This is a genomic window from Amphritea sp. 1_MG-2023 (genome assembly GCF_030547545.1).
In the GTDB taxonomy this organism is placed as follows: domain Bacteria; phylum Pseudomonadota; class Gammaproteobacteria; order Pseudomonadales; family Balneatricaceae; genus Amphritea.
In genome coordinates this window covers 23,289-36,179 of record NZ_JAUOQE010000037.1, presented here as the reverse complement: position 1 = coordinate 36,179, position 12,891 = coordinate 23,289, and the positions used below count along the sequence as shown (strand labels likewise).

Sequence of the window (12,891 nt, the reverse complement as noted above, 5' to 3'; positions counted from 1 at the left end):
ACCGCCACCTTGGCGGGGACTTACGGTACGCTAACACTGGATACGGCGAGCGGCGACTACAGCTACAGCAAGAATGCGGCGGCGATCGAAGCCTTGGGTGCAGGCGATACCGACAGTGACCTGTTTACCCTGACGGTCACGGATGCCGACGGCGCATTAGTGACGCAGACCTTGACGCTGGATATCACGGGGGCTAATGATGTTCCGGTTACTTCTGTTGATAGCTATACCTTGTATGAAGGCACATCTTTGATTATTCCTGCTAATGGGGTGCTTGAGAATGATGCCGATGTTGATGGGGATAGCCTGACAGCGGTCTTGGTCAGCGATGTGAGTCATGGCACCTTAACCTTGAATTCAGATGGTTCATTTGAATATCATCACGATGGTAGCGACACCACTTATGATAGCTTTAGTTACAGGGCTAGTGATGGTGTGGTGGAGGGCAATACGGTTGTTGTTAATCTAAACATTACTCCCGTTAATGATGTCATACCGATTACTGATGAGACTGACGAACCAGTTGATACGTCGCCGCTGAAATATGGCTCAGATGATAATGGGGTTAGTTATGATGCCTCAGTGAGTTATATTCCAGCCAATAGCTTGTCATTTGAAAGTGAGCGAGGGGCTCAATTCGGTCTTGATAATGAGCTGCTAGATATAGCAAATGATAATGTCGTCAATTGGCCTCCTCAGGTTACTTTACTCACAAGAGAATACATTGGTTTTGGTTTAACGACTGTATTCGATCCTAGTGACTATCTGGCTATTGTAAGAGAGTCCTTCTCTTATACACTGCCTAAAGGTATTTTTGCTCATACCGATAGCAGTGCGTCAGTGAGCTTGGAAGCGCGTCTTTCGGACGGATCTTCACTGCCAAGTTGGTTGGATTTTGATGCCGATACCGGTGTATTTAGTGGCGTACCCACGCAAGAATACGAAGATCAGGTATTAACCATTGTTGTGACGGCTAAAGATTCATCGGGCGCTACGGCTGAGGCTGTATTCAATTTAACCGTTGGCAGAAATGCTGAAGAAAGCAATCAAGCGGCTCCCGAGGGCGTTGACGATGAAGCTGCTTCAGCTGCACAAATACAAACAGGGAAAGCGTTGAATCGTGAGCAATTGAGTGGAGGTAAAGCTGGATTATCTGAGCTGATAGTGGCTGCCCAAAGTAATTCAATCATTGGTGAATTGGTAGATGCGTTGGAAGCGCTACCTGTATACGATGAAAATAGTTAATGTGATGTTGATAAAACCTTGTGAGCTAGATCTGTTAAGCCGCAGTGCTGCTCTATGACAGATCTCTAAACAAGTGAAAGAATATAAACTTATCCATAAAAGAGTAATATGAGTGGTGGTGCTTTGAATAAAAAAGGAAAGTTATTAGGCGGAACAATACTTATTGCTCTGTTGGGGGGGTGCTCCGTACAACCTCAATTAATGACCATCAGTGAACAGCAGGATCTTGTGACAGATGATCGACAGAATATGTTTGCTGAACAGGAATCGATTACAAAACCCATTTCACTAGAGGAAGCGATTGCCAGAGCGATTAAGTATAACTTGAATTATCGTTTATCGATGATGGAAGAGGTGCTTAAAAGCGGGGAGCTGGATCTAGAGCACGTTAATATGTTGCCGCGGATCGCTGCTAATGCGGGTTGGAGAACTCGTTCCAATGATAACCTTAATAATAGTCGTAATGTTGCCACGGGCGTTGTCTCTAATGACCCCTCTCTGAGTCAAGATCGTGATAAAACCACTGCAGATCTAACCATGACATGGAATGTTCTAGATTTTGGTGTCAGCTATTTGCAAGCGAAGCAAAATGCCGACAAGGTTTTGATTGCTCGAGAAAAAAAGCGGAGCATGGTTAATCAGATTGTACAGCAGGTACGCTCAGCCTATTGGCGAGCGGCAACCGCTACGCCGCTCGCTAACGAAGTACGACCTTTATTGATCAAGGCTGAAAAAGCACTCGCGGATTCTCAATCCTCAGAACGCGCTCGGTTAGTCTCTCCACTCGAATCACTGGAGTATCAGAAAGGGCTGATAGAAGTTATACGTAACTTAGAGCAAGTAGAAAATGATATGGTGGTTGCCAAAGTGGAATTGGCCGCATTAATGGGTTTGCCTCCTACCACTGATTACACACTGGTGCTACCTGATATTAATCAACTGCACCCGCCTGAGTTTAACTTTGATATCAGTAAAATGGAGGAAACGGCGCTTGTTAATCGGCCTGAATTAAAAGAAGAAGCGTATCAAAAACGGATTACCGCGTTAGAAAGCCGAAAAGCGTTGTTACGATTAATGCCTGGGTTAACATTTGATGCGGGAATTAACTACAACAGCAACTCATACCTTGTGAATAATCAATGGAATGAAGCCGGCTTGAGAGTGAGCTGGAGTTTGATCAATCTCGTATCCGCGCCTGTGATTAAAGATATATCGAAAGCCCGTGAGGATATTGGTGATGCGCGCCGCCTCGCGCTGGGTGTTGCCGTTATTACGCAGGTACATGTGGCTTATCAAGATTATTTGCGCCGTATACATAGCTATAAGCATGTCCGTATGCTCAATGATATCGAACAGCGAATCTACGGACACATTAAAAATGCGTCCATCGCTAGGGCTCAAAGCCCGCTACAAGAAATACGTGGCAAATTAGCTGGGCTACTCGCTGAAGTTAAACATTATCAGTCCTATGCTGAGCTGCAAGAAGGTATCTCAAATTTATACGTGACGATGGGGCTAAATCCATTACCTGAAGTGATTGAGAATGATGATTTAGACACCCTAAAAACAGCGATTGCTACGGTGATGGATGAGTGGCAACGGGGTGAAAATATTGGTCTTCAAAAGGAGGTTAAGGTAAGTAATCAGGATGAAGTTACTCAATCCCATTATCTGGAGAGTAAGCAAAATGTTGAAGCGACATTACAGGGCTGGCTGAAGGCTTGGTCTCATAGGGATATTGATGCTTATTTGGCATACTATGTGACCGATTTTCAATCGGCTAAACATGCTCACTCTGCAGATTGGGTAGCCGAACGAAGAAAACGTCTGAGTGATGCGAAAGATATACAGATAAAACGGGAGAATACAGACATAACAATTAGCGGATCTAACCGTGCCAATGTACGTTTTAGGCAAATCTATCACGCTCACAATTATAGCGATGATGTTATTAAACACCTAGAGTTGTACAAAACGTCTTATGGTTGGAAAATTATCAAGGAAGAGACTGAGTAAGCGTCACTGAAAAAATCCGACCCTTTTTTGCATCAAAGCAATGAAAGGTTCGGATTTTTTAGTACGATGATCATTCTGTGAATGAGTAATCGGTTATCAATATTGAATACGCTGGCTCAGCGATATAGAAGTGAGTGTTAATGTCTTTTTTAACGAAGCAAAATAGCGTTAAAAGTTTGTTTTTTTGGGTGGCTTTCTCGGGTTTAAGTTATGCGACTGAAGTGGAAAAACTGGAGATGGAACCGGTGCGTGCTCAATTGGTGCCACGCCATAATGTTACGCTGTCCAGTGAACTCTCGGGTCGAGTTGAAGGCTTGCCACAAAGAGAGGGTGAATCTTTTAACAAAGGTGATATGTTGTTTAGTATCGATTGCACGATGCATCGTGCGCGATTATTAAAAGCACAAGCTCAGTTAGCCGAATTTCGTAAGATCAATGAAGTTAATAGTAATTTAGATCGTCTAGGATCAATTAGTACACTCGAAATTGAAGTATCCAAAGCGCGTTTAGGCGCAGCCAGTGCAGAATTAAAAATAATGAAGTCCATGGTCGAACGTTGTGTTATTCCTGCTCCGTTCTCAGGCAAGGTGGTTCAAAGCTTCGCAGTGAGGCATCAATATGTTGCTGAAGGGCAGCCGATGCTCGAAATTATTGATGATGGAGCGCTTGAAATTGAAACGCTGGTGCCCTCAACTTGGCTTTCGTGGTTGGATATCGAGCAGCCGTTCGATGTGGCGATTGATGAGAGTGGACGGCGTTTAAGTGCGAAGATTTCTCGTATCTCGCCAGTGATTGATCCATTGAGTAGTTCAGTGAAAATATTTGGTCGTTTAGATGTCCCCTATAAAAGCTTGGTGCCAGGGATGAGTGGAGTCGCCATTTTTGCAAAGCCATGATACTAAAGAAATGAATAAAGATACTGTCGAGGCGGCTGGACAACAAGCGCCACCTAAGGGTGTTTCTGCTGAGGCCTTTCGCCGTCTTGTACAATTAGTTGAACTTGAAAAAAGGGTTCGACAAGCGACGCATGAAGCTGAAATTGGTTTTATTATCAGTAATGAAACACACAGTTTAGTGCCTTATCGGCAAGCTATATTGTGGCAACCCACGCATCAAGAGAAGGGCAAAATTGTTGCTGTTTCTGGGCTGGTTGCGCCTGATCATAATGCGCCCTTTATCGTTTGGATGCATAAAGTCTTCAGCTACTTAAATAAGTCCGAGGGTTTAAAAATTCAGGCGGTTGGACGTGACAACCTACCGGAAGAATTGCAGCAGGAATGGACTACTTGGTTTCCATCTCATGGCTTGATCGTCCCGTTGAAGATACAGCAGGGTACACTTGTCGGCCTGCTTTTATTGGTTCGCGACATTCCATGGAGTGATTCAGAATGCACCTTACTAACGATGTTATCGGATGCTTATGCGCACGCTTGGCATGCGCTGCTGGCGAAGCCTTCGCTACTATCTAAACTCTTATTTAATCGAAATAAAATGGCAATCATCGCCGTTGTTATACTGATACTGTTGTGTTTTTTCCCGCTGCGTCAGTCGGCTATCGCGCCTGCTGAAGTGATCGCCCGCAATCCGCATATTGTGCGAAGTGGTGTGGAAGGAGTCATTAAAGAGTTTCGGGTACAACCCAATCAGGTAGTTAAAAAAGGTCAGCCATTACTGTTACTCGATGATGCCCGTATCGCAAATCAACTCGAAATTGCCATGAAGGCCATGGAGACCGCCGAGTCTGAATACCGTCAGGCCTCACAACAAGCGGTATTTGATAGTCAAACGAAATTGAGTCTTGCTTCTTTAAGAGGTCAAGTTGAACAACATTCCGCAGAAGTTGATTATTACAAAGCCTTAAAAGAGCGTATTGTCATTCGCGCGCCGCGTGATGGTATTGCCGTATTTAATGACGTTAACGATTGGATTGGTCGTCCGGTTGCGCTCGGTGAACGAATTCTGATGGTAGCCGATCCTTTGGATGTGGAACTGGAGATACAGTTGCCGGTGGCTGATGCGATTTATTTGCAAGAGGGTAATGACGTGCGTTTATTTTTAAATGTATCGGCCCATAAGTCTGTATTGGCGCAGTTAAGGTTTATAAGTTATCAGGCTGATACTAATCAAGCCGGAGTTTTTGCTTATCGGTTAGTGGCGAATTTTTCAGAGATCGACAACTTACCGAGAATAGGACTGAAGGGGTCGGCTAAATTATATGGCGAACCTACGACGTTGGCCGCTTATTTATTTCGCCGTCCTTATTTTGCTGTGCGTCAATATTTAGGGTTATGAATCAAGCAAATCTCCTGCCGCCTCTGCGTGAAGAATTATCTCTTTTCCCAGGTGCGAGCGCAGCCGATGGTTCTCCTACGTGGGTAATCCATGATCTTGCCAGCAATCGATTTTTCACCATAGGTTGGTTTGAATTTCAGGTGTTGAGTCATTGGCATCGAGGGTCAGCAGAAGCGATAACAACCCATCTCGCGGCTAATACGACGTTAATGATTACAGTGGAAGACGTTGAGCAGGTCGGAAAGTTTTTATCTGCGCATAATTTGATTCAGTTAACCGGTCAGCGAGGAACAGAGCACCTACTGCAACAGCATCAAGCGCGGCAGGTGGGTAAATTTAAATGGTTATTAAAAAATTATCTCTTTGTCCGAGTGCCTTTAATACATCCCGATTATTTTCTTGATGCAACATTAGCTTATGTTCGTTGGCTATGGTCACCGATTGCCCTGATACTCATCTGTATGTGCGCTGTAAGCGGTTTAATCCTATTACAAAGCCAATGGGAAACTTTTTTAACGTCATTCCCCTATATGTTTACGCTTCAAGGAATGCTGATCGTCGGTATTTCGCTTGCAGGCGTCAAGGTGCTACATGAGTTTGGTCACGCCTATGCCCTGAAAAATTTTGGTTGTCGTGTTCCTAGTATGGGAGTTGCTTTCTTGGTGATGTGGCCTGTGTTGTTTACCGATGCCAGTGATTCATGGCGCTTAGTGTCGCGTCGTCAGCGGCTCTTAATCGGTGCGGCAGGCATATTTGTTGAATTATCGTTGGCCGCTATCGCCACTGTGGTTTGGTCTTTTTTGGCGGACGGACCCATTCGTAGTGCGGTATTTTTGATTGCCTCGACCACATGGATTGCGACACTGCTCATAAACCTTAACCCTTTCATGCGCTTCGATGGTTATTATCTGATGTCAGACTGGTTGGAGATACCGAATCTTCAGAATAGGGCTTTTGCATTAGCGCGTTGGCGTTTACGTGAGTGGTTGTTTGGATTTAATGATGAAGCGCCTGAATATTTTCCTAAATTGAGAAGCCAAGGTCTTATTTTTTACGCCTATGCGACATGGGTGTATCGATTTTTCCTGTTTCTGGGTATCGCGTTATTAGTTTATTTTTTGTTCTTCAAGGCCTTGGGTATTTTTTTAATGTTGGTCGAACTGACCTGGTTTATTGTTATGCCGATATTTAATGAAGTTAAACAGTGGTGGGTACGCAGAAACGAGATGCAGATTAATAAACAAGTACGACGTACACTCTTGCTGGTTCTATTCTTATTAATGGGGTTGTTTTACCCTTGGGATTCTTTGGTATCGCTGCCGAGTATTTGGCGAGCTGAACAACAAGTGCAAGTTTACTCTTTGCAGGCGGGGCAAATTACTCATGTGTATTCAAAACAGGGCGATGTCATTGAAGCGGATCAATTACTGCTTGAACAGCGTTCGCCTGATTTAGAATATGCCATCATTCAAGGGCAGCATCGTATTGATGATATCAATCATCAGATCGCGTTAAGAGGTATTAGCCCTGAGATGCAAAAGCGTGCACCGATATTATGGCATGAACTTGAGGCTGAGCGAGCCGCGCAACGGGCGCGTTTACAGCAACAACAGGAACTGATGATACGTAGCAGTATTTCAGGCACTTTGGTGGAGCTGATGCAACCACTGGAGATTGATGAGTGGCTGCCCGCGGGAACCTATTTAGCAACAATTATTGCCCCGGATTCCGGCTTGCTCGAGGCTTATGTGTTTGAACAAGATTTACTTGAAATAGCCGTCGGTGCGACAGGCTGGTTTTACCCGAATGATTCTTTACTGACACCAATCAAAGTGAGTGTCGTGGCGATCGATTCAGCCAGCACGCGCAACTTAGTCGATCCCTATTTAGCCTCAACTCAAGGCGGAGAGATTGCCACTCGGCAATCTCAAGACGGAAGCCTATCACCCGATACGCCTATTTATCGCGTGTTAGCTCGTCCGATTGAAGATCTTGATGCGCCCGCACAAGTGATGCTCGGAAATATACGCCTTGAGGGTGAAAGCCGCAGTATTTTCGAGCGACTATTGTTAAAGGTTCTGCCTGTCTTTATTTATGAAAGTAGCCTTTAGATAGGCGAGTGATTCGGTTAATTTATGTGTTGAGTTGAGGTGGAGAAAACCTTTGGTGATGCGCTAGTTAAAAAATTATCTGCAGCTAATCAATCCTCCAATAAGCCATGATCATGGCTTATTTTTCTGCCATTTTTTCAGCCTAAATATCGTAGGTTTATAAAAAATTTTAGTTTACTGGTTTTTTTTATAGACTAATAACATCGATGTTATGGCTAAAACCCTCTTTTGAGTAAAATTTCAATAACGCACCAAACGACAATGCAGGGTCAATAATTTATGACATTGTGCAACATTGTCGATCTTTGTCCAGTGACGTGTCTACATTGTCATATATGCTAACTCTTTGTTTTTATTGGTTTGTTTTTTTTGGCCCAAAATATGCTTTGACCTAAGTCAATACGAATTGACGGGAGTCGGAGTATGGGTGCATCTATATCACTTGATTTCATCACACATCGGTTCAGTGCTACAGCTGAACCGACGTTGAAGGATATTGAAAATCGAATTGAGCCAAGCGAATTAGTTGCGCTGATTGGGCGAAGCGGTTGCGGTAAGTCAACCTTGTTGCACATGATGGCGGGGTTGTTAATACCCTCGGAAGGCTGTGTGCGAATCAATAGTCATCAAGTGGCTAAACCAAGCGCGAAATGGAACATGATGTTTCAAAAAGCCTCTTTATACCCTTGGATGAGTGTGAAAGAGAATGCCGCCTTAGGTCTGCTGTTTGATGGTGTTTCCAAGTCTGTCGCGGCTGAGCGTGTTGATACCCTGTTGGATATGGTCGGGCTGAGCGATAAGAAAAATGCCAATGTACAAAGTCTTTCCGGTGGACAACAGCAGCGTGTCGCACTCGCTCGCTCATTAGCGACAGAACCGGATGTGTTGTTATTGGATGAGCCTTTTTCAGCACTGGACGCCTTTACTCGTACACAGCTGCAAGAAGAAGTGCCCAATATCTGCCGAGAGCGGGGGATTACGATGGTCATTGTCACACATGATATCGATGAGGCGGTAGCGATGGCTGATCGAGTCTTAATCATGTCGCAGAACCCCGGTCGTATTGTTGGCGAGCAGGCGGTTGCATTGCCTTGGCCTCGGCGCCATATGGATGCTGGTTTTCAAACCATGCGTGATGAGCTAATGCAGCAGTTTAAGGGTACGGATACCGGGTTGGCGGGGCGTCATACTGCCGCAGCAGAGAAACCCAATACAGCTGAATCAGCAGCGTGATCGAGAGTCAATATTAAGAGGGTGTGATGATGAAAAAGTATCAATCTTTACAGGATCAGATTTCGGATATTGATCTGGATTATTTGCAAAAGCATGAGATGAGTCGTCGAGATTTTATGATGGATAGTCTTGCGATGGGTGGGCTCGCGGCGATGTTTGGGCTTTCTGCGAGTACGCCTGCTTGGGCCAGCATTCAGCCTCCAGCGGATGAGGTTGTGCGCATAGGTTATCTACCGATTACCGATGCAACGGTATTGTTAGTGGCTCATGAGAAAGGCTTTTTTGCTGAAGAAGGTTTGCAATCAGAAAAGCCTACCTTAATTCGTGGTTGGTCTCCGTTGGTTGAGGGGTTTGCGGCGGGAAAGTTTAATTTGGTTCATTTCCTCAAACCTATTCCTATTTGGATGCGCTATAACAATGGCTTTCCCGTCAAAATCATGTCTTGGGCTCATCTGAATGGTTCGGGTGTTGTGGTTGGTAAACATGTTAAAGCAGATAGCTTTGCCGATCTTGCTGGTAAGCAAGTTGCCGTACCTTATTGGTATTCAATGCATAATATTGTGTTACAGATGGCGCTGCGTCATGTGGGACTTAAACCGGTTATTAAGGCTCAAGGGGAAGCTATTGCTGCGGATGAAGTGAATCTTCAGATTATGCCGCCACCGGATATGCCGCCAGCCTTAGCGGCTAAAAAGATCGATGCATTTATTGTGGCAGAACCCTTTAATGCGGCTGGTGAGTTATTAGCGGGCGGTAAAATGTTGCGTTTTACCGGTGATATGTGGCGTAACCATCCTTGTTGTGTTGTGTGTATGAATGAGCAGCAGGTGAACGCTAATCCAGAATGGACTCAGAAGGTGATGAACGCCATTGTTAAGGCTCAGGTCTATGCGCAGCAAAATAAGAAAGAAGTAGCGCATATGATGTCAAGGGATGGCAAACGTTATCTGCCAATGAAGGCTAATGTCGTTGAGCGTGCCATGACGCTTTATGATGAGGAAGATTATGCGATGCCCGATGCGATTCAGAATCCAACCTGGGGTAGTGGTCGGATTGATTTTCAGCCATGGCCATTCCCATCCGCCACTAAGCTGATTGTTAATGAGTTAAAGCATACTTTGGTGAGTGGAGATACCACGTTCTTAAAAGACTTGGATGCTGATTTTGTTGCCGATGATCTGGTGGATTACCGCTTTGTTAAAGCCGCCATGGAAAAGCACACAGGTTGGCAAGATGCGCCAGGCTTCAATGCGGAGAATCCATTTGAACGTGAAGAGGTGATTAAGATATGAGTGCTGAGAATACACAATCAATCACGGTTATGAATGTGCTACCGAATTTGTCGCAGTTGTTTACTTGGCTGAAATCATTGCAATACCCTGTGCTGGGCATTAGCTGTTTATTGATGCTTTGGTGGATAGGGGGGTATGTTATTGCGAAGGATCCTGATCTGAGTGCGTTCTCTGCTTTCGCCCCAGCACCGACGTTTAGTGCCTTGAGCGATCTGGTCGGCAGTGGCGAGGTCTGGGCACCTATCGGCTCTAGTCTCTATCGTATCTTAGCGGGGCTCGTTTGGGGTATCGCTATCGGTGTACCTATTGGTGTCATCGTTGGTTACTTTGGCATCGCGTTAAAAGTGGCAAATGTGCCTTTTCAATTCCTGCGTATGATCAGCCCGTTAGCTTGGATGCCGATTGCCGTATTGGCATTTGCAAGCTGGGACTCTGCGATTATTTTCTTGATTGTTATGGCAACCGTTTGGCCAATTATTTTTTCAACGGCTCACGGTGTGCGGCGTATTGATCCGAACTGGTTCAAGGTGGCTCGTAATCTGGGTGCATCGGGGTTTCAAATGTTGTACCGCATTATTCTGCCGGCCATTATGACGGATGTGATGGCGGGGATTCGTCTAGCTGTTGGGGTCGCCTGGGTTGTCTTAGTACCGGCTGAATACCTAGGCGTGACCAGCGGTTTAGGGTATGCAATCAATGATGCTCGAGATACGTTGGCGTATGACTATCTTGCCGCAGTAGTGATCGTTATTGGTGTGATTGGCTACGGATTAGATACGGTGTGTAGTGTGTTGATAAAGCGTTTCAATTGGCATGTCGAGTAGTCTTCATCGTGCATCAATAGATGAATGCAATAGTGAATTGAAGCGCTGTAGATATTTGAAAATGAGTGATCAGGTCTCTCTGAAAACAGCACCTATTGGTGATAGTGTTTAGTGATAAGAGGTAAAGCCTATGGATTGTGCTGCAGACGCAAGTGTCAATAAAAATTCCGAGAGCGATGCGTGTGCATCAGATCTGACGGTATTACATGAATCGGCTAAGCTGATTGGTCAGTCGGCGACACCCGAAATCGCTATCTCGGGCACCTTAAGGTTGATGTCACAAATGCTCGGGCTGAATCGGGGCCGAGTCTTGCTGCCGTCAGCCACGAATGAAAACCTTCAGATTCGCTACAGTTACGGTTTACGTGATGAAGAGCGTCGTTTGGGGGTCTATAAAGTCGGTGAAGGTGTGTCGGGCAGCGTCATGAAGAGTGGGCAACCCGCGGTTATTCAGAATATCGATGAGGAACAAAACTATCTCTTTCGGGCGGTCGATAGAGAGACACTACCCGATGGTGTTGTGGCCTTTATAGCGGTACCGATTATGGATGGGAATTCAACGATTGGAGTATTAGCAGCGCATCGTCTTAGGATGCGACCCCGCGCGTTCGATGCAGATCTTATGATCTTACGTATTTTGTCGACCTTTATCGCACAGATTATTAGTATTAATAGCCTCATTAAAGAACGTACCAGTTATCTACAGGAGGAGAATCAGGAGCTAAAGGATGCACTGCAAAATCATAGCGGTGAAAATAATCATGGTATTTTAGGTAAAAGCCAAGCGGTCCGTGACGCATTGAGGCAGATTAGCCGCGTGGCTGATACATTGGTAACCGTGTTACTGACAGGTGAGTCCGGTACCGGTAAAGAACGTTTTTCTCAGGTATTACATCTGAATAGTTCGCGTAGAGATCAACCCTTTGTTGCCATTAACTGTGCCGCAATACCGGAGCAGTTGTTAGAGTCTGAACTGTTTGGTCATGAACGAGGGGCCTTCACGGGGGCGTCTGCGAGTAAGAAAGGTAAGATTGAATTAGCCAGTGGAGGCACACTTTTTCTTGATGAAATTGGTGATCTGAATATGGAATTGCAGTCAAAGCTGCTGCGAATTCTAGAGAATCAGGTGATTCAGCGTGTCGGTGGTGTCAAGGATATTCCAGTCGATGTGCGTATTATTACCGCGACCCATAAAAATCTACAGGAGGCCGTCAATAAAGGGACATTTCGTCTCGACCTTTTTTATCGATTGAATGTTTTCCCGATACACTTACCGCCATTGAGAGAGCGAGCAGGGGATGTGAGAATACTCGCGAGTCATTTCCTGTTAAGCGCCAATACAGAATATGGCCGTCACAGCGTTTTTGATAAGGGGGTGATGGCGCGTTTAGAAACATATAATTGGCCTGGTAATATTCGTCAGCTTGAAAACGTGATTAAGCGTGCTGTGTTGATCTGCCTCGAGGGGATGATTACCGTCAATGATATCGAGACAATTCTACGTCAAGAATCAGCGATCAATGAACATCTAGAAGCGGGTCAGTCAGCAGATAGTGTTGTCTTAGAAAGCGCATATTCAACCGATCGAGCCGGTGCCGCATCACTACAGGCCCCATCAACACCGTCATCAGCGTATGCTGGGATGTCAAATCGACCCTATAGTTGGGTGCGTAAAGATGAGGCGCAGGCCATCACCGAAGCGCTACAACAGACGGGCGGAAATAAAACTCGTGCGGCCGCTATCTTAGGTATGTCAGCGCGACAATTTAGATACCGTATTGAAAAGCTGGGTCTACCAACGAACCTCAGTCGTGAGTCGCCTAGCGGGGGCTAATGAGTGGCGCATCGCGAGAATAAAGTCTGTTTGTTGGTCTTGAT

Annotated in this window: 9 protein-coding genes; all 9 read left to right on the top strand. The window is 45.3% G+C overall.

The annotated features are described in order from the left end of the window. On the top strand, positions 1–1,245 hold a 1,245-nt coding region (locus Q4488_RS16275), incomplete at its 5' end, for an Ig-like domain-containing protein (RefSeq protein ID WP_303581539.1). Positions 1,246–1,353: 108 nt separating this feature from the next. Beyond that, a complete protein-coding gene (locus Q4488_RS16270; protein WP_303581538.1) occupies positions 1,354–3,261 on the top strand; it encodes a TolC family protein in 1,908 nt (635 codons plus the stop codon). Between the two features lie 140 nt (positions 3,262–3,401). Further along, on the top strand, positions 3,402–4,157 hold the full coding sequence (locus Q4488_RS16265) for an efflux RND transporter periplasmic adaptor subunit (protein ID WP_303581537.1): 756 nt from the start codon (positions 3,402–3,404) through the stop codon (positions 4,155–4,157). A gap of 10 nt (positions 4,158–4,167) precedes the next feature. Then, positions 4,168–5,553 (top strand): efflux RND transporter periplasmic adaptor subunit, encoded by a 1,386-nt coding sequence (locus Q4488_RS16260; protein WP_303581536.1) that lies wholly within the window; start codon positions 4,168–4,170, stop codon positions 5,551–5,553. Further along, positions 5,550–7,664, top strand: a complete 2,115-nt coding sequence (locus Q4488_RS16255; protein ID WP_303581535.1) for an HlyD family efflux transporter periplasmic adaptor subunit — start codon at positions 5,550–5,552, stop codon at positions 7,662–7,664. The genes Q4488_RS16260 and Q4488_RS16255 overlap by 4 nt, the downstream gene beginning before the upstream one ends. Positions 7,665–8,087: 423 nt before the next feature. Next, positions 8,088–8,897 (top strand): ABC transporter ATP-binding protein, encoded by an 810-nt coding sequence (locus Q4488_RS16250; protein WP_303581534.1) that lies wholly within the window; start codon positions 8,088–8,090, stop codon positions 8,895–8,897. A 26-nt stretch (positions 8,898–8,923) separates the two neighbouring features. Beyond that, positions 8,924–10,189 (top strand): ABC transporter substrate-binding protein, encoded by a 1,266-nt coding sequence (locus tag Q4488_RS16245; RefSeq protein WP_303581533.1) that lies wholly within the window; start codon positions 8,924–8,926, stop codon positions 10,187–10,189. Next, a complete protein-coding gene (locus Q4488_RS16240; protein WP_303581532.1) occupies positions 10,186–11,013 on the top strand; it encodes an ABC transporter permease in 828 nt (275 codons plus the stop codon). The genes Q4488_RS16245 and Q4488_RS16240 overlap by 4 nt, the downstream gene beginning before the upstream one ends. A gap of 130 nt (positions 11,014–11,143) precedes the next feature. Then, positions 11,144–12,847 carry a sigma 54-interacting transcriptional regulator gene (locus Q4488_RS16235; RefSeq protein WP_303581531.1) on the top strand — a complete coding sequence of 568 codons (1,704 nt, stop codon included), beginning with the start codon at positions 11,144–11,146 and terminating at the stop codon, positions 12,845–12,847. Positions 12,848–12,891: the final 44 nt, after the last annotated feature.

Bases quoted from the DNA above. Each gene is read 5' to 3' on its own strand.
- Q4488_RS16270 (WP_303581538.1), top strand. From the start codon at position 1,354: ATGAGTGGTGGTGCTTTGAATAAAAAAGGAAAGTTATTAGGCGGAACA.
- Q4488_RS16265 (WP_303581537.1), top strand. From the start codon at position 3,402: ATGTCTTTTTTAACGAAGCAAAATAGCGTTAAAAGTTTGTTTTTTTGG.
- Q4488_RS16260 (WP_303581536.1), top strand. From the start codon at position 4,168: ATGAATAAAGATACTGTCGAGGCGGCTGGACAACAAGCGCCACCTAAG.
- Q4488_RS16255 (WP_303581535.1), top strand. From the start codon at position 5,550: ATGAATCAAGCAAATCTCCTGCCGCCTCTGCGTGAAGAATTATCTCTT.
- Q4488_RS16250 (WP_303581534.1), top strand. From the start codon at position 8,088: ATGGGTGCATCTATATCACTTGATTTCATCACACATCGGTTCAGTGCT.
- Q4488_RS16245 (WP_303581533.1), top strand. From the start codon at position 8,924: ATGATGAAAAAGTATCAATCTTTACAGGATCAGATTTCGGATATTGAT.
- Q4488_RS16240 (WP_303581532.1), top strand. From the start codon at position 10,186: ATGAGTGCTGAGAATACACAATCAATCACGGTTATGAATGTGCTACCG.
- Q4488_RS16235 (WP_303581531.1), top strand. From the start codon at position 11,144: ATGGATTGTGCTGCAGACGCAAGTGTCAATAAAAATTCCGAGAGCGAT.